This is a genomic window from Synechocystis sp. CACIAM 05 (assembly GCF_010222815.1).
Lineage (GTDB): Bacteria > Cyanobacteriota > Cyanobacteriia > Cyanobacteriales > Microcystaceae > Synechocystis.
Map to the genome: position 1 here is coordinate 2,740,338 of NZ_CP019225.1, position 18,569 is coordinate 2,758,906.

Sequence of the window (18,569 nt, forward strand, 5' to 3'; positions counted from 1 at the left end):
ACCCATGGCTGGCACTGAAATTTCCGCTATCACCACAAAACTGCTGGAAGCAAAAAAAGCAAAGGGAATCACGTTTGCTGATTTAGAACAATTGCTCGGACGGGATGAAGTCTGGATTGCTGCTGTGATTTATCGACAGGCCAGTGCCTCCGTTGATGAGGCGGAGAAACTTCTTCACTGCCTGGGTTTGAGCGATGATCTTGTGCCCGAACTGACTGCTCCTTCGATTAAGGGTTTGGGGCCGGTTGTGCCCACAGATCCCCTCATTTATCGCTTTTATGAGATTATGCAGGTCTATGGCATGCCCATGAAGGAAGTAATCCATGAAAAATTTGGGGATGGTATCATGAGTGCAATCGATTTTACCCTCGATGTTGAGAGAGAAGTGGACCCCAAAGGCGATCGGGTTAAAGTAACGATGAATGGTAAGTTTTTACCCTACAAAAAATGGTAATGGGAGACCATCGCAATGATTTCCGTTGCCGCCGCCGTTGAAATTATCCAAGCCCATTGGCCAGATTTTGGTGATACTGCCATTGATATTGATGGTAGCTATGGGGCAATTTTGGCGGAATCTATTGAAGCTGACCGAGATTATCCCCCCGGCGATCGGGTGATGATGGACGGAGTTGCCTTAGCTTGGTCGGAATACCACCAGGGCCGTCGTCAGTTTAAGCTTTTGGGAACGGCGGCCGCCGGGACTCCGCAATCTAGTTTGCCAGACCATGGCGGTTGCTTAGAGGTGATGACCGGGGCGTTGTTGCCCCAAAATTGTGATTTGGTTATTCCCTACGAAGAGGTGGCGATCGCCGATAATCAGGTAAAAATTATTAATCCTCGGCAGAGAGAACCAGGGGAATTTGTTCACCCCAAGGCTAGTGATTGTCAATCAGGAAAAGTTATTTTAGAGACTTACTCTAAGTTAAATGGCCCCACCTGGAATATTATTACTTCCTTTGGAAAAACTAAAGTTAAAGTTAAACAAAAGCCCCGCATCCAAATTATTTCTACCGGGGATGAATTGGTAGAAATTACTCAAAAGCCAAAAATTCATCAATTACGTCGCTCTAACATTTATGGGCTCCAAGTATCTTTGCAAAGCCGAGGGTTTCAAAACGTAAATTTGACCCACTTAGCTGATGATAAAGAAGTAATTATTCGCCATTATCAAAAGGCTAAGCTGGAATATGGAGTTTTGATTTATTCCGGTGGTATTTCTAAAGGAAAATTTGATTATTTACCAGAAGTCTGGTCCCAATTGGGGGTAACTAAATATATCCATGGTGTGGCCCAAAAGCCTGGTAAACCAATGTATTTTGGTATTGATCATCGGAGTAAAACTGTTATTATTGGTCTGCCAGGAAATCCAATTTCTAGCCTTGTTTGTCTACATCGATATTTTTTGGATAGTGCTCCAATCTACGCCCAGCTAACTAGGGATTTTACTTTTAAAAAAGATTTAACCTATTTTTTACCTGTTAAGCTGAGTTACACTCCCCAAGCAGTGATTAAAGCTGAGCCACTGCCAGTCAAAAACTCTGGAGAATTTATTGCCCTAGCTGACAGTGATGGCTTTTTGGAATTACCCCAACATCAAGCATCTTTTCAGGCTGGAGAATGTTTTCCTTTTTATGCCTGGTAGAATTAGCCTTGCCCATGTCCCAGACTTTAGTTGATAATTACGGCCGTCGCATTCGTAAATTGAGGGTTTCCCTCACGGATCAGTGTAATTTGCGGTGCCATTATTGTATGCCAGTAGATGCAACATTTCTTGACCAATCAAGCTATTTATCTTATCAGGAATATGCGGAAATTATTGGAGAGTTAATTGCGTTGGGCTTGGAAGAAGTCCGTTTAACGGGGGGAGAACCTTTATTAAGAAGTAATTTTACTGAAATTGTCCGATCTATTGGTCAATTAAAACTTAAAAAGATTGGTTTAACGACTAATGGTATTGTTCTAGATCGACATTTAGATACCCTGGGGGGGAATAATGTTCTGGATTTAAACGTTAGTCTCGATAGTTTAAACGCCAAAACTTTTTCAGAAATCACCCACCGCAATTGCCTTAATACAATTCTTCGTAATCTTGAATTAGCTTCTCGTCAGGGATTTAAAATCAAACTTAACACTGTAGTAATGAGGGGAATTAATGACCGTGAAATTTTTGATCTTATTGAATATGCTAAGCGATGGGAAATGGAAATTAGATTTTTGGAAATTATGCGTATTGGATATGCCTGTCGACACCAAGAAAAAACGTTTATTTCTGCCCAAGAGTTACTGGCAAAAATCCAGCAAAAATATAGCCTAAAACCGATCCAATCGGCCTTAGATGCTACGGCATTTCGTTACAGCACTAGTTGTGGAGGCATAATCGGTTTTATTGCCTCCGAATCCCAGCCATTTTGCGGTCATTGTTCCCGTTGGCGGTTATCGGTAGATGGCACTCTAAGGGCTTGTTTACTTAAAAATGAAGGGATCAATATTCGTAACTTTTCATCCTTGGAACGCCAACATGTTTATCAGCAATTATTGGGGATGAAGCCCTATTTGCGTCCCCCTGAAGTTAGCCACGCTATGCATCAAATTGGAGGATAAATGTTTACCCATCTTGACGAAAATCAACAGCCCCGTATGGTGGACATTAGTCAAAAAGTAGCTGGCGATCGCCGGGCGGTGGCCCAGTGCATAGTGCAGTTGCCCAAGGCCATCAAAGATTACTTAACAGGACAGGAAATTTTTCTTAAGAAAGGACCAGTTATTCAGACAGCAATAATTGCCGGCACTATGGCAGTGAAAAAAACAGCGGATCTGATTCCCTTTTGCCACACTTTACCAATCCATGGCTGTAAATTTGATATTAGTATTGTTGATCAAAAGCAAGATTGTTTAGAAATAATTTTACAATGTGCCGTTAAAACTAATTATAAAACTGGCGTGGAAATGGAAGCCCTTTGTGGGGTTTCAGTGGCAGCATTAACCATTTACGATATGTGCAAATCCATCAGTTCAGAAATTATCATCAAAAATACTAAATTAATCGAAAAAACTGGTGGTAAAGCTGATGTTACCCAAACGCCCCTTTACGGTTTAGTGTTGACCGGGGGAAAAAGTAGACGCATGGGGAAAGACAAAGCTTTAATTAATTATCAAGGGCAACCCCATGGGCAATATATTTATGATTTGTTGGCAAAATATTGCGAGCAAGTTTTCTTGTCTGCCCGTCCTGGTCAGTGGCAAGGAACACCGTTAGAAAATTTACCTACCCTAGTAGATAGGGGAGAAAGTGTGGGGCCGATGTCGGGAATTTTAACGGCTTTGCAGAGCTATCCTGGGGTTAATTGGCTCATTATTGCCTGTGATTTAGCCTATATCAATAGTACGATAGTGGAAAAACTAATTGCCCAGGCTCGCCAAGATTTGGTGGCAACTTGCTACGAAAATGCGGATCAAGGTTTTCCCGAAGCTCTCTGTGGTTTTTATACTCCCCTTGCTCTACAGTTATTTACTAAAGCCCAAAATATTGGTTTACATTGTCCAGTTAAAATTTTACAAATGGCAGATTGTCAGCTGATTAAACCGGATAATTTATTTGATATCGCTAATATTAATAGTCCTGAAGATTATGGCCAAATCAATTAAACTCAGATATTTTGCTTCTCTCCAAGAACAGGCTAAGGTTGCAGAAGAAAGTTTAGTAACAAAGCTAAATACCTACCAAGAACTTTATGATTCCTTGGCTGAACGTCATGGTTTTAATTTATCCTCATCCCAAGTTAAAGTGGCGGTTAACGACGAATTTACCACCATGGAAAATACAATTTTAGACCAGTCTACTGTTGTGTTTATCCCCCCCGTTGCTGGGGGTTAATTTCCATGGCTTTAGCTTTATTTGACATTAGCGATCAACCAATCAATACCCAACCTTTAATTTCAGCTTTACAGTGTGGCCAAGCTGGAGCCCTGGTAACTTTTGCTGGTTGGGTCAGAAACCACAATGACGGTAAACAAGTCAACTCTTTGGAATACCAAGTTTATCGGGAGTTAGCCATCAGCGAGGGTTTTAAAATTATTGCTGAAGCTAAAGAAAAATATGATCTCCACCAGGCGATCGCCGTCCATCGTAGTGGCCATTTAAAAATTGGTGAAACCGCAGTATGGGTGGGGACTGTGGCTAGCCATCGCCAAGCTGCTTTTCAAGGTACTCAGTATGTTATTGACCAAATTAAACTGAGATTACCCATTTGGAAAAAGGAACATTACCTCGATTATCCGGCCACATGGGTTTATTGTTGCCATCACCATGGCAATTAGATTACTAACCTAAACATCTGGTTAGACGGAGATTCATAGCACTAATTAATGGTACTGATTTGGTTTAATAACGATAATTATCCGGTGGGAATTGGTAATTTTAGTGACCCTTTTTCGCTAGGATAATTAAAGTAAAATAACTCAAGGGTAATATTGATCATGGCTAATACAACTAAGGGAGCCGATGCCATTGACCAGGCGATCGCCGCTGGCATTGATTTTGATGGCAGTGCCATTCCCGAAGCCAAGCTGGAACTCTATCATCAGGTGATGGGCTTGGAAGCAGGTCGGCAACGCAGTGGGGTCAGTAATACCATGCGCTCCCGCATTGTCCGCATTGGAGCCAAACATATTGCCCAGGCAGAACTAGACCAAAAACTAATTGACGCTGGCTTTGCACCCCTCAAGGATAAAGAAATTGCTTTTTTCTATGGCGCTAAGTAGGCTACTTTGCGCCTGAGCAGAGTAGCTATCTTGACTCTTGGCTAACTAAGCCCACAGTCCATTGTCACCCTGCAGAGTTTGGGACCTTTAGTGAAAATTTTCTCATGTTATCTTGATAGGTAAAATCAGGCTAGGTGAACTGAGTTTGTGGGTCGACTATGTTAGCAAGGGTTTGGAGTGCTTCCCTGTTGGGCATTGATGCCATTAAGGTCGGGGTAGAAGTAGACGTTTCCGCTGGGCTTCCGGCGATCGCCGTGGTGGGGCTACCAGATACGGCCGTGCAGGAATCCAGGGAACGGGTCAAGGCGGCGTTAAAGAATGCGGGCTTTGCTTTCCCCGTGCGGCGCATTGTCATTAATCTCACCCCAGCCGATTTACGTAAAGAAGGCCCCAGCTTTGACTTACCCATTGGCATTGGCATCCTGGCGGCATCGGAACAGGTGGACGCCCAACTATTGGGAGATTATTTGTTTTTAGGGGAAATGTCCCTGGACGGTAGTTTACGGGCGATCGCCGGTGTTCTTCCCATTGCGGCCACAGCGCAAAAAATGGGCTTAGCAGGCATAGTGGTACCGTCGGGCAACGCCTTGGAAGCCTCCGTGGTGCAGGGCTTAAAAGTCTATGGCTTCGACCACATTAAAGAAGTGGTGGACTTTCTCGGAGCACCAGAAAAATTTACCCCAGTTAATGCCCAGGATGCCAAGCAACAGTGGAACACCTCCCTGCCTTGTTTGGATTTGAAAGATGTGAAAGGGCAATCCCATGGCCGCAGAGCCTTAGAAATTGCCGCCGCCGGAGGCCATAACTTGATTTTTGTCGGCCCACCAGGCAGTGGGAAAACCATGTTGGCTCGTCGTTTGCCTGGTATCTTGCCGCCGCTCCAATTTGAAGAAGCGTTGGAAGTGTCCCAAGTCCATTCTGTGGCAGGGTTACTGAAAGAACGGGGACAATTAATCCGTCAGCGTCCTTTTCGCAGTCCCCACCATTCCGCCTCTGGTCCTTCCTTAGTGGGAGGGGGGAGTTTTCCTCGGCCGGGGGAAATTTCCTTGGCCCATCGGGGGGTTTTATTTTTAGATGAACTGACAGAATTTAAACGCAATGTGTTGGAATTTTTGCGTCAACCCTTGGAGGACGGGCACGTTACCATTTCCCGCACCAAGCAAACCATCATGTTCCCAGCCCAATTTACCCTGATTGCCAGCACCAATCCCTGTCCCTGTGGTTATTTTGGCGATCCCATTCAAGCCTGTTCCTGTTCTCCTCGCCAGAGAGAAATGTATTGGTCTAAGCTTTCTGGCCCTTTGATGGACCGCATTGATCTACAGGTGGCAGTTAACCGTCTTAAGCCAGAGGAAATGACTAGCCAAGGCCAGGGAGAAAGTTCAGAACCAGTGCGACAAAGAGTAGCCAAGGCCAGGGCAATGGCGATCGCCAGATTTAGTAAAGATGCAAAAATTAGTTGTAATGCCGAAATGCAGGCGGGGCAATTGCGTCAATTTTGCCAGTTGGATGAAAACTGCCGTCAACTGCTGGAAGGAGCGATCAAAAAACTGGGGCTCTCCGCCCGGGCGATGGACCGCATTTTGAAAGTATCCCGCACCATCGCTGACCTAGGGCGATCGGAGCATATCCAAGCATCTCATCTGGCGGAAGCTATTCAATACCGCACCCTAGATAGGTTCACTTAAACAATAAAGCTAGCTTTTTTTGCGTATATTCAAATAATTTACCAATATCTACTTAGTCATCATCAGACTAGCGAGCACTTTTAAACAATCTTAGGAGATCGAGACATGGATGGCCTGACCCTGACTAAAAAAAGTGGATAAAGCACAATAATGCGGATTCTCATTTTAAACCCACCCCACCCGGCCATTGGTAGCCGAATTCCAAAGGAACAACTGCCACCTCTGGGGCTTTTAAGTATTGGTGGCCCATTGTTGGATGCTGGCCATGATGTTACTCTGCTCGATGCTGAATTTGGTCCACTTACAGATAATGAAATCGTAGAACAAGTTTGCGCTCATTGCCCACAATTACTTTTGATTGGGCATTCTGGATCAACTTCTGCCCATCCCATCGTTTGCCGCCTAACGTTACTTTTACGTAAACGATTGCCAAACTTGATAATTGTTTATGGTGGTGTTTTTCCGACTTATCATTTTCATGACATCCTAACCAAGGAACTCCAAATTGATTTTATTGTTCGAGGTGAAGGTGAAGCTACTGTTGCCAAATTGATAGCCGCCCTTGAAAATCATAATGATTTAAATAAAGTAGATGGTATTGCCTTCCGTCGCGACGAACAAATTATTGAAACGCCGCCTGCTCCGATGATTCAAGACCTTGATGTCTATCGTGTGGGCTGGGAACTCGTAGATTTGAAAAAATACAGCTATTACGGCGGCAAACAGGCCGTGGTTATCCAGTTTTCCCGGGGTTGTCCCCATTTGTGTAACTATTGCGGACAAAGGGGATTTTGGGCCCGTTGGCGACATCGTGATCCTAAAAAAATTGCCCAGGAAATTGCCTGGCTCCATCGAACTCACGGCGTACAATTATTTAATTTAGCGGATGAAAATCCAACGGTAAATAAAGCCATTTGGCAAGATTTTTGCGAAGCCATCATTGCCGAAAATATATCCATAACTATTATCGGTTCAACTCGAGCAGATGATATTGTACGGGATGCCGATATTCTACATCTTTACCGCAGGGCAGGAGTCGAGCGATTTTTGTTAGGTATGGAAAATACAAATGAAGCTACGCTCAAGCACATACGAAAAGGAAGTAAGACAAGCACTGATCGTGAAGCAATTCGATTATTAAGACAGCATAATATTCTCTCCCTTGCCACTTGGGTAACGGATTTTGAAGAGGTTAGAGATCGTGATTTTATTCAGGCTTTAAAGCAGTTACTGTATTACGATCCCGATCAAATTATGTCGTTGTACGTTACGCCCCATCGTTGGACTAGTTTCTATAGCATTGCATCGGAAAGGCATGTCATCCAACTTGATCAAACCAAATGGGACTATAAGCACCAAGTTTTAGCAGCTACCCATATGCCTCCCTGGCGAATTTTTCTGTGGGTAAAGTTGATTGAAATTTTGCTACAAACTCGACCGAAAGCCCTATGGCGTTCATTGTTTCAACCAAATAAAGCTTCGCGACGGGGAATGTATTGGTTTACCCTGATGGGTCGTCGCGTTTTAGTACATGAGCTGATTAATTTTTTCTTTGGCGATCGCCGAGTGAAAAATGGCCCCACACTACAGGAATTTTGGGGAATGCCACAAGAACATCAAGAAATTCCCTTGAGTACTGATTCTAAATAGGTAAAAACGGTCAGAACATTTTTTGCTTAGCTTATGGATAGGTAGATTTTGTAAATCTCTCCGTAAAACAAGGACGCAGACTCCTTTTGGACAATCAGGATAGTCTTCTGCGACTTCAGCTTGTTTCACCTCCGTCATCAGGTCAGCTTCCAAAATGTCGTCCCCAGCCAGTTCATTGTAGCCACGCCATTGGCGATCGCCAGTTTCTTATGGGAGCAAGGTGGGGCTAACCGCACCGTCCCTAGGTCATTCAAGCCCTTTGCCTATCCCCTGGACAGCTTGCAGAAATCCTGGCCGCTCGTTACAATCCTTCAAAATATTCTCACTTTGTAAGGGATAATGGATAAAACTTGACTCTGTCTGTCTTGTTCGGTTAACACAACCTATAGACAAGGGTTTTATTTACCCAACGCAGAATAAAAATTAAAACGTCTTTAAGACACAAAACACTATTCGTTACTAGAAGGAGCGTCAATGGGACTACCTTGGTATCGCGTTCATACAGTTGTCCTGAATGATCCAGGGCGACTCATCTCTGTCCATCTAATGCACACTGCCCTAGTGGCTGGCTGGGCTGGATCCATGGCTCTCTATGAGTTGGCCATTTTTGATTCCAGCGATGCTGTGCTTAACCCCATGTGGAGGCAAGGCATGTTTGTTTTGCCCTTCATGGCCCGCCTCGGTGTCACCAGTTCCTGGAATGGCTGGAGCGTCACCGGAGAAACTGGTTTGGATCCCGGTTTCTGGTCCTTTGAAGGGGTAGCTGCTGCCCACATCGTTCTATCTGGTCTGTTGTTCCTAGCCGCCGTATGGCACTGGGTATTTTGGGACCTGGAATTATTTGTTGACCCCCGTACCGGTGAATCCGCATTGGATTTGCCCAAAATGTTTGGTATTCACCTCTTCTTGTCTGGTTTGCTCTGCTTCGGTTTTGGTGCTTTCCACCTCACCGGCGTTTGGGGCCCTGGCATGTGGGTATCCGACCCCTATGGTCTGACGGGCCACGTACAGCCAGTGGCACCGGAATGGGGACCAGCTGGCTTTAACCCGTTTAACCCCGGTGGGGTAGTGGCTCACCACATTGCTGCTGGTATTGTCGGTATCATTGCCGGTCTTTTCCACCTTACGGTACGGCCCCCTGAGCGCTTGTATAAAGCCCTCCGCATGGGGAATATTGAGACCGTATTGTCCAGTAGTATTGCCGCTGTATTTTTTGCCGCTTTCGTCGTGGCCGGTACCATGTGGTACGGTAATGCCACCACCCCCATCGAACTCTTTGGCCCCACCCGTTATCAGTGGGATAAGGGTTATTTTCAAGAAGAAATCCAACGCCGGGTTGATAGCCAGTTAGCAGAAGGAGCTTCCCTATCTGAAGCCTGGTCCACCATCCCTGAAAAGTTGGCTTTCTACGATTACGTCGGTAACAGCCCCGCTAAAGGTGGTTTGTTCCGTACCGGCGCCATGAACAGTGGTGATGGCATTGCCCAGGAATGGATTGGTCACCCTATCTTCAAAGACAAAGAAGGTCGGGAACTGGAGGTACGGCGTATGCCTAACTTCTTTGAAACTTTCCCCGTCATCATGACCGATGCGGATGGTGTAGTCCGGGCGGATATTCCCTTCCGTCGTTCCGAGTCTAAGTTTAGTGTGGAACAAACCGGTGTTACGGTCAGCTTCTACGGTGGTGCTTTAGACGGTCAGACCTTCACTAATCCCAGTGATGTGAAGAAGTTTGCCCGGAAAGCTCAGTTGGGTGAAGGCTTCGACTTCGATACGGAAACCTTCAACTCGGATGGCGTATTCCGCACCAGTCCCCGGGGTTGGTTCACCTTTGGCCACGCTGTCTTTGCCTTGCTCTTCTTTTTTGGTCACATCTGGCATGGTTCCCGGACTCTGTTCCGTGACGTATTTGCTGGGGTTGATCCTGGTTTGGAAGAACAAGTGGAATTTGGTGTGTTTGCTAAGGTTGGTGACCTTTCCACCCGGAAAGAAGCCTAGGTGCTTCTTGCACAGCTTTTAACCACAGCTTAAGTCTTGGGAGTTATCTATTTTTGTCGAGCTAACTCAATCAAAACTTAAAGTTTACAGAAACTATTTTTAAAGCGATTTCTTCTACAGGGGAAGTCGCTTTTTGTTGCTTTTTTAGAGTTATTAATAACCTTACCAGTGTGCTATGATGCCAGGGTCAAAGCCCCTGGTAAGCAATTGAAATTAGTTGCTTTTACTAATTTTTAACATCCCTTAATTATCACCATGGTCGAATTAACTGAAAATCACTACAACCTACAACAGGAACTGGCCGATGCCCTCCAAGCCCTGGGCCGTAGTATTCATTCTTTGGAAAGGGACATAGTTATTAGCCATTGTGAAATTAATGCCGACCATGGGGTGGGGGTTTTACTGCAAAGGCTTTTTTCCAACTCAGATGAGCTATTGACAATTCGCTCCCATGATCTTTACGGAGGGCAACAGGAGTTTGGCGATCGCCATTTTTTAGTTGCGGGAAATAATTTCACCACCATCGCCCAGCAAGTGCAGTGGCTGTTGCACCATTACACTCCCCGAAGACTGTTATCGGTGCCCTATTTTCCAGAGGATTACCGAATTTCCATTGCCCTCAAGCGTTTGTACAACTGTCCATTATGTGTTTTCATTATGGACGATCAAAATATTTACTCTCCCCAGGTGCCCGATAGTTTAGTAGGTGAACTATTGTATCGTGCTGATATTTGCTTGGGCATTTCCCGTCCCCTCTGTGATGCCTACGAAGCTAAATTCAAGCGTAAATTCTGGTTTGTGCCTCCGGTGGTGCAGGGGGATTTAATCCAAACTGAATTTCCCCAGGGTCGGGACCGATCGCCGGATGGGCGCCGGGGAGTCATGATTGGCAATGTCTGGAGTCAACAATGGTTAGACCAACTGCGGCCCTTGTGTCGGGCTACGGGGGTCAAAATTGATTGGTATGGCAACCCCAACCGGGATTGGCTTAATTTTACTGAAGCGGAGTTGAAAGAAGATGGGATTAACTTTAAGGGGTTTGTGCCGGAAGATGAGTTGATCTCCATCCTACGAAACACCAATTTTGCGGTTATTCCCACAGGGACTTCTGACCAAAGCGGTGATCGCCCGGAGTTGACAAAATTAAGCCTGCCTTCCCGCAGTTGCTTTATCACCGCCACCGCTAACTTACCAATTCTAGTTGTGGGTTCCCCTGAAAGTGCCGTGGCCCAATTTGTCCAGAGTCAGGGCATTGGTGCTGTCTGCGACTATCAAGCGGAGGATTTTCGCGAAAAAATTGATTATTTGTTGGAACATCAACAAACTATCCGCCAACGGGCCTTTAGACTAGGGCAAAACCTCAACGCTGATGGTATTGCCCAATGGATTTGGGATTCCCTTGCTCAAGGCGAAGCTATGGATGCCCGTTTTGAAGCCCAACAAAAACCAGCCAAGATTACCAATGCCAGTGTGATCATTACCCCCAACGAAGTTACCTATCGCCACGGCACAGGGGCTTTGATCAAACGGGTGTTTTCCAATGATGCCCAAATTATCTCTGTTCGCTCCGATAATCACTACGGTGGAGAGCATAGTTTTGGCTTGGAATCCTACTATTTACCCCAACGAGGCTGGAGCCGTAAGCAAGTTTTCACCAATATTGCCCATATTTTCGCCGACCACGAAGTTAGTCGCATTTTTTGCGTACCCTATTACAGCGAGGACGTGCTAACGGCGATCGCCATTAAGGAATTATTTGGGGTGCCAATGGGAATCTGGATTATGGACGACCAAAACATCAGAGCTAATAATATTCCCGACGCTTTGATGGAGGAGTTTTTACAAAAAGCGGATGTAAGGTTTGCTACACACCCCGAACTAAGGGATGCCTACGAAAACAAATTTGGCTTAAAGTTTTGGATCCTACCGGCGGTGGTGCCCCAAGATTTAATTAAAACGGAGATATTCCAGCCCCTAGAGGAAAATTGCCAACAACAACGGGGCGCTCTCCTGGGTAGTATCTGGAGCCAACGGTGGTTTGCTGATCTCTGCCACAGTGTTAAGGAGGCTGGTGTGCAATTGGATTGGTACGGCAACTCCAAATATTATTGGCTAACGGAATCCGAACAGGAGTTACAAGGGAAAGGTATTTATCCCCAAGGACTTTTTCCCGAAGATAAATTAGTGGAAAAACTGAAGGAATATCCTTTTGTGGTGGTTCCCACCGGCACCATGGATGAGCGGGATGATCAACCCCAACTGTCCCAACTTAGTTTACCGGGACGGATCTTGTTTGCTCTGGCCACATCCAACACCCCAGTGATTTTAATGGGAAGTGAAAAAACTTCCGCCGCCAGTTTTATTAAACGTTTTCAGATTGGCGTGGTTTGTGACTATACCCCAGAAAGTTTTGGGACCGCGGTGGCCGAAGTATTAGACCCCCAACGTCAAAGGGTTATCAGGGAAAATGCCGTGGCAGCAGCGGAAAAATTTAGTGATCGCAATATTGATACTTGGATTTGGGATTCCCTAGCTGAAGGTCAAGCTGTGGATGCACGTTTTGAAGCTCAAACGGCCAAGATCATCGATGCCAGTGTGGTTATCACCGCTAGTGAAGTCAACTATCGCCATGGGACAGGGGCTTTGGTCCGACGAGTGTTCCCCAACGATGGACAAATTATTTCTGTGCGCTCCGACAATCATTACGGCGGTGACCATAACTTTGGACTTGAGTCTTACCATCTTCCCCAGCGAGGCTGGAGCCGTAAGGAGGTTTTCAGCAATATCACCCATATTTTCGCTGACCATGAAGTTAGTCGGATTTTTTGTGTCCCTTATTACACCGAAGATTTGCTGACGGCGATCGCCATTAAGGAATTATTTGGGGTGCCCCTGGGCATTTGGATTATGGACGACCAAAATATTAGAGTCAACAATATTCCCGATGCCCTAATGGAAGAATTTTTGCAAAAGGCGGATGTGCGCTTTGCCACTCACCCAGAACTGCGGGGTGCCTACGAAAACAAATTTGGTTTGAAGTTTTGGATTTTGCCAGCAGTGGTTCCCCACAAGTTGATTAAAACGACAGTGTTTGAGCCCCGACGGGAAAACTGTCAACAAAAACGGGGAGCCCTCCTGGGAAGTATCTGGAGCCAACAGTGGTTTGCCGACCTCTGTCACACCATTGAGGAAGCTGGTGTGCAATTGGATTGGTACGGTAACTCCAAATATTATTGGCTAACGGAATCTGAACAGGAGTTACAAGCGAAAGGTATTTATGCTCAAGGACTTTTTCCCGAAGATAAATTGGTAGAAAAACTAAAGGAATATCCTTTTGTGGTGGTTCCCACTGGCACCATGGATGAGCGGGACGACCAGCCCCAGTTTTCTCAACTGAGTTTACCTGGACGGATCTTATTTGCTCTGGCCACATCTAACACGCCAGTAATTTTGATGGGGAGCAAAAAAACCTCCGCCGCTAGTTTTGTTAATCGTTTTCAGATTGGCGTGGTTTGTGACTATACTCCAGAAAGTTTTTTGGCTGCGGTGGTTGAAGTGTTAGACCCCCAACGTCAAAGGGTTCTTAGGGAAAATGCCGTGGCAGCAGCGGAAAAATTTGGTGATCACAATATTGATAGTTGGATTTGGAGTTCCCTTGCTGAAGGGCAAGCCGCCGATGACCGCTTTGAATCTCTATTCCTGCGATCGCCGATTGACTTAGTAAATTTCATTGAGCCTCCAGTGCCCAGCTTTATCTATAAAGATTATACCCAGGTTTACCAAGTGATGCGGCGCTTAAAAGTTAACCATTACCGCCCTGATTTTGTCATGGACGTGGGGGCTTCCCATGGAATTTGGTCCCACACCGCCAGCCAACTTTTTCCTGAAGCACAGTTCATTTTGATTGATCCTTTGATTAACCGCTATGAACAGGCTGCCCGAAATTACTACCTCAAAAATATTCCCAAAGCTAAGTTTTTAGAAATTGCGGTTTCAAACGAATCTGGGCAGCTCAGTTTTCAGGTTTCCTCCGATCTTTATGGTAGTTCCCTTCTCAACCCAGCGGACTTTCGGGACTATGAAACGGAGACAGTAGCAGTTAAAACCCTAGACCAGGTAGCTGAAGAAGAAAATATCCAAGGACGGGGTATTCTTAAACTGGATGTGCAGTTCGCCGAACATATTGTCCTCGCCGGGGCAAAAAATTTCCTCGATCAGGTGGACTTAGTGATAGCAGAACTTTCCTATGCCCGCTACGAAGAAAATGCCCTGGTTTTTTTAGAGATGCTTAATCTCTTAGATCAATTGGGCTTCCGTTATTACGATGAAACTGGTGAATGGCGATCGCCCATTGATGGTACCCTATTGCAAAAAGAAGTAGTGTTCATCCGCCAGGATTTATTAGTGCCTCAAACCAGTCGTAAAATTTAGCCTTCTTTCTTCTAGCTCTTCAAGTTAAGTCCCTTCTATTCCAAGCCTAATTATAATGATCAAACAATTATTAAAAAATAATCGTATCGCTCAGAGAATCAAGGTATTAAAAGATCTTTTCCTACAGAAATTAGATGACCTTCAGGCAAGTGTTGACAAGATCAAAGTAACCACCAATCAGAGCCTGGAAGAAATTAGATTAGAGTTAGAGCAAAAAAATAAAAATATTAATCAGGTTTTGGAAAATCAAGTATTTCTGATTAAGTCTGACCTCGATACAGCTAGAACCATTAAATATTTAGTTGAAAGTGGACAGCAAAGACAAATTATTGTCGAGCAGATGATTAATGCTATCCATCAAGAATTTCAAAGAATTAGGGAAGAATCGGAGAGGGGTAACAGTTATATCCATCAAGATTTTCAGAACATCAGGAGCGAATCCCAGCAAAGTTATCAACTGCTACACCAAGAGTTCCAGGCTGTTTTAGGTAATCTGCAGCATTACCAAGAAATGTTAATCAATAAGTTCTTGGATTTGCAAGAAAATAGCCAACAGCAAGACGTTTTCTTACGAGAAAACTTAACTCAGATTGCCGCCGATGTCCATGATCAAAAATTTAAAGTAGTCACCGACCCCAGCTATTTCCAGGCGATTGACATTGAGTTGATGGTTTATCTCTACTCCTATCTTCCCCACCGACGGGCGATCGATGTAGGCGCCAACCGAGGTGATGTCTCCGCCAGATTGTTACAGACTGGTTACGAAGTTTACGCCTTTGAACCTTTTCCACCAGTATTAGCCAAATTAGAGGAAAGATTGGGACAAAATAACAGTTTCCATGCTCTTAGTTACGCCCTAGGATCCGCCAATGAGACCAGAAATTTGCATCTAGTGGTGGATCAGACGGAAGACAAAATTTTTGATGATGCCAGTTTTTATAGCAGTTTGACTCGCCATTCCCTCACTGAAGGCTTGGTATTCCATGACAGTATTACAGTGGAAGTCAAAACCATCGCTAGTTTGCATGAAGCGGGAACTCTGCCTGATGATATTGGCTTAGTCAAAATTGATACAGAAGGATTTGACCTAGAAGTTATTAAAGGCATGGGAAATTTTCGTTACCCAGTGGTATTGGCTGAATTTTGGGATCCCACTTTCCCCTTTGGGCAAACCGGGGCCATGAATCATCTGGCGGATATGGTACCAGCCATGCGACAAAGGGATTACCGCTGGCATATTATCATCTATCGCATCTGGGGGCAGCACGAGGTCAGTTATTACTGCAACTCGGACTATTCCTTGGAAAACTCTTGGGGCAATGTTTTCTTCTTCCAGGATTACGAAATTTTTAACCAAGCTTTAAAATGGTGCAATTCAGTTATGCCTGCCACCTATTTTGCGGCGTAGTTTGTCTCTCAATATTGAATGGAGCAAAAAAAATTAAATTTATCATTAGTCATAACTAACCAAGTTATCCAGACTTCCAACCTATTTATTGTGTTATCAGTCCCCAAAAACTACCCATGTCTCTTGAAGCTAGGTAAATTCACTACATAAATAAAACTATCCTTATAATGAAAATGAAAAAAAATGAAAAATTTAAGCAATCTTCAAAGATATGTCTTTATCTTACCTATATTAATTATTACAGTGAGTTGGATTTACTTATTTATATCTAGCGGGATTTTTAAAGTAGGATTTAATTATTTTCTAGACGATCACAGCATTCTGCTTGCTCATAGTAAATCTCTAAGTTTTCATGACATTTTTTTTACTCCTTTTGCTACTCTAGTTTCCCCCGAGCAAAAATTAAGATTTAGACCCTTATATGATGTTTTCATTGGTTTCCTTGCTAAAGTATATGGATTAAGACCACTTGTTTGGTACTTGTCATCATGTATTATTGCAATTACAACAAGTCTACTATTTTATCTGATCGGAAGATTACAAAATTTTTCTTATCTTGAATCTATTCTGTTTACTGGACTAATTGTTTTAGGGCCACAAGCTTCTACATATGCAAGGTTCGGAACCCCAGAAACTACTTCAACCTTCTTGATTGCTTTGGCTTTCTTTGTGGCTTCATTAAAGGTTAATCAGAAACACCTTCAATTGTTTTTAAATAGTTTATTTCTTCTGTTTTCAATAGCAGCCTCCCTCAATAAAGAAGCCTGTATTTTAATGTTACCAGCATTAGCTTTCTTTAAAGTTTGGTATATTTCTTGGAAAGAACATAAATCTTTCAAAAAAGCGTTTCTTCAAAAAAAAATAACTGTTTTATTCATGATCGCTATCTTCCTGTTACTCTTAGCCTATATAAAACTAACAAACGTAGGTGGGCCGGGATACGCAGGAATCGATAACAATACTTTTTATATTACTAGTTATATTAACTTATTTCAGGCAAATAAATCAGCTTTTGGTTTAGCGCTAATTACTAATTTTATGTGTGGAATTATCTATTTTCAAAAGATTTGTCATAGTAAGTTCAAGTTAAATGCTAATGTGCTGAAATTTTATGTGTTCTGTGGATTAATCATAATTCCCCAAATGATTTTGTATAGCAAATCGGGACTAACTACACATTATTTACTACCAGCCTCTATAGGAATTTCTTGGTTGACTATTTATCCGCTTAATACAATTACAAAAAAACGTAATTTATACTCTAAAGTAATAGCTTTTATCCTGACAATCATAATTGTGATAGCAATTGGCAATAATTTTATGTGGACTAAACAATATTTTATATATACTACTAAAAGGATCGGTGATATTGAGGAAATGATACAAGATGTTTCAAGCTGTACTGGAAATAACTCTTCATTAGTTATTTTTGCAAATCCTTATACTAATTATGAAATGATCTTCGCTTTTAAAGTAATAAGTGACAAAATTTTTAACAATAATCAAGTTTTTCTTGCTACTTATGGGACTCAAAATTCACACTTTATAACTAATACTATTAATGAGAAAGGATGGCACTTTTTAAATCCTGAAGCCCTTGAAAATATATATAACAATCAAGCTATAACAAGTTTAACTAAAGAAAATTTAGAAGAAATAAAAGGTATAGTTTTAGCAAATGCTAGAGAATTTGAAAGGGATTTTACTCAATTAAAAATAGATGGTTTAAAGCTTGATTTATTTACTTCTAAATATTATGAAAATTTGAATATTCGCTTTTACTGTCGATTATAAGCAAGCACTTATAATGAAGATATATCGCTCTTTCCTGAGTCTGGGAAATAATTTTGGTATCTTACTCCATAAAACACTTACTAGGAAAGAATTTTAGGATTCTTCTAACGTAGAGTACTTTGAAGATTTCCTGACCAGACTAATATAGCAAAGGATGAGATGATTAGGACAGCTCTCTCAACGCTATATCCAATGCAGCAATTAGTGATTCTCCATTACTAATAAATTGAGAAACATAACGTTTTAGTTTCGCCCAGAACTTCTCAATTTTATTCAAGTCCGGTGAATATGGCGGTAAAAATATAACCTCACACCCAGCTTTTACTAACAATTCCTTTATTCTTTCTTTTGGATAGAAGCTTGCATTATCTATGATTAGTATCTGACCTGGTATTAACTCTGGTAGCAACATTTCTTCTATCTACCTGCATACCACTTGGGTGTTACAGTATCCTTCAAATATCATGGGAGCTATTGTCGTTCCATTCCACCACCAACTTATTATGCTGACTCTCTTGGTTCTATGTCCTAATTTAGTCCCCTTAAATCTCTCTGATTTATGACAGTATCCATAGGGGTAGTCCAGGGTATTATGCTAGACCAGCTTGATCCATATAAGTCAATCTTTCCGCCGCATATTGCTTGAGCTCATTTTCAAATTCCTTTCTCGCTTCCTCATCTATTTCCCTGTAAATATAAGTTTTTTTTCTAGTAAAATCTATTTTCTTTAGAGCGTGTTTGAAAAGTAGGGTGAAGAATGGAAAATGGTGAAAAGAATAAAATTTTCACCATAATTAATGATAATTCGAGAATTTTACAGCACGGACATCACTGATAGC

14 protein-coding genes are annotated in these 18,569 nt (G+C 43.0%); 13 read left to right on the forward strand and 1 reads right to left on the reverse strand.

Going from position 1 to position 18,569, the window contains the following annotated elements; translation table 11 throughout:
* Nucleotides 1-4 precede the first annotated feature (4 nt).
* The 13 genes from cynS (at nt 5) to BWK47_RS13025 (ending at nt 17,730) form a co-directional block, all read left to right on the forward strand.
* The gene (gene cynS, locus BWK47_RS12965) at nt 5-454 is read left to right on the forward strand and encodes a cyanase (RefSeq protein ID WP_162328957.1); all 450 of its coding nucleotides are present in this window, start codon (nt 5-7) and stop codon (nt 452-454) included.
* A 15-nt stretch (nt 455-469) separates the two neighbouring features.
* Nucleotides 470-1,642 (forward strand): molybdopterin molybdotransferase MoeA, encoded by a 1,173-nt coding sequence (locus tag BWK47_RS12970; protein ID WP_162328958.1) that lies wholly within the window; start codon nt 470-472, stop codon nt 1,640-1,642.
* A complete protein-coding gene (gene moaA, locus BWK47_RS12975; protein ID WP_162328959.1) occupies nt 1,618-2,601 on the forward strand; it encodes a GTP 3',8-cyclase MoaA in 984 nt (327 codons plus the stop codon). Before BWK47_RS12970 ends, moaA begins: the two co-directional genes overlap by 25 nt.
* Complete coding sequence (moaC, locus tag BWK47_RS12980) at nt 2,602-3,645, forward strand: cyclic pyranopterin monophosphate synthase MoaC (RefSeq protein ID WP_162328960.1); 1,044 nt, start codon at nt 2,602-2,604, stop codon at nt 3,643-3,645. It begins immediately after the preceding gene.
* Nucleotides 3,629-3,874 (forward strand): molybdopterin converting factor subunit 1, encoded by a 246-nt coding sequence (moaD, locus tag BWK47_RS12985; RefSeq protein WP_162328961.1) that lies wholly within the window; start codon nt 3,629-3,631, stop codon nt 3,872-3,874. The genes moaC and moaD overlap by 17 nt, the downstream gene beginning before the upstream one ends.
* 5 nt (nt 3,875-3,879) lie before the next feature.
* Entirely contained in the window at nt 3,880-4,317 is a 438-nt protein-coding gene (locus BWK47_RS12990) for a molybdenum cofactor biosynthesis protein MoaE (protein WP_162328962.1), read from the forward strand.
* Nucleotides 4,318-4,476: 159 nt separating this feature from the next.
* Nucleotides 4,477-4,761 (forward strand): small RNA NsiR4-regulated ssr1528 family protein, encoded by a 285-nt coding sequence (locus tag BWK47_RS12995; protein ID WP_162328963.1) that lies wholly within the window; start codon nt 4,477-4,479, stop codon nt 4,759-4,761.
* A 158-nt stretch (nt 4,762-4,919) separates the two neighbouring features.
* The gene (locus tag BWK47_RS13000) at nt 4,920-6,449 is read left to right on the forward strand and encodes a YifB family Mg chelatase-like AAA ATPase (protein WP_162328964.1); all 1,530 of its coding nucleotides are present in this window, start codon (nt 4,920-4,922) and stop codon (nt 6,447-6,449) included.
* Between the two features lie 150 nt (nt 6,450-6,599).
* Entirely contained in the window at nt 6,600-8,099 is a 1,500-nt protein-coding gene (gene bchE / locus BWK47_RS13005; protein ID WP_162328965.1) for a magnesium-protoporphyrin IX monomethyl ester anaerobic oxidative cyclase, read from the forward strand.
* Nucleotides 8,100-8,573: 474 nt separating this feature from the next.
* Complete coding sequence (gene psbB / locus BWK47_RS13010) at nt 8,574-10,097, forward strand: photosystem II chlorophyll-binding protein CP47 (protein ID WP_162328966.1); 1,524 nt, start codon at nt 8,574-8,576, stop codon at nt 10,095-10,097.
* 255 nt (nt 10,098-10,352) lie between these two features.
* Nucleotides 10,353-14,528 carry an FkbM family methyltransferase gene (locus tag BWK47_RS17150; protein ID WP_162328967.1) on the forward strand — a complete coding sequence of 1,392 codons (4,176 nt, stop codon included), beginning with the start codon at nt 10,353-10,355 and terminating at the stop codon, nt 14,526-14,528.
* A gap of 55 nt (nt 14,529-14,583) precedes the next feature.
* On the forward strand, nt 14,584-15,936 hold the full coding sequence (locus BWK47_RS13020; RefSeq protein ID WP_162328968.1) for an FkbM family methyltransferase: 1,353 nt from the start codon (nt 14,584-14,586) through the stop codon (nt 15,934-15,936).
* Nucleotides 15,937-16,119: 183 nt separating this feature from the next.
* Nucleotides 16,120-17,730 carry a hypothetical protein gene (locus BWK47_RS13025; RefSeq protein WP_162328969.1) on the forward strand — a complete coding sequence of 537 codons (1,611 nt, stop codon included), beginning with the start codon at nt 16,120-16,122 and terminating at the stop codon, nt 17,728-17,730.
* A 163-nt stretch (nt 17,731-17,893) separates the two neighbouring features.
* Here BWK47_RS13025 and BWK47_RS17155 read toward each other — a convergent pair whose 3' ends face one another.
* Nucleotides 17,894-18,142, reverse strand: a complete 249-nt coding sequence (locus tag BWK47_RS17155; RefSeq protein ID WP_162328970.1) for a transposase — start codon at nt 18,140-18,142, stop codon at nt 17,894-17,896.
* Nucleotides 18,143-18,569 lie beyond the last annotated feature (427 nt).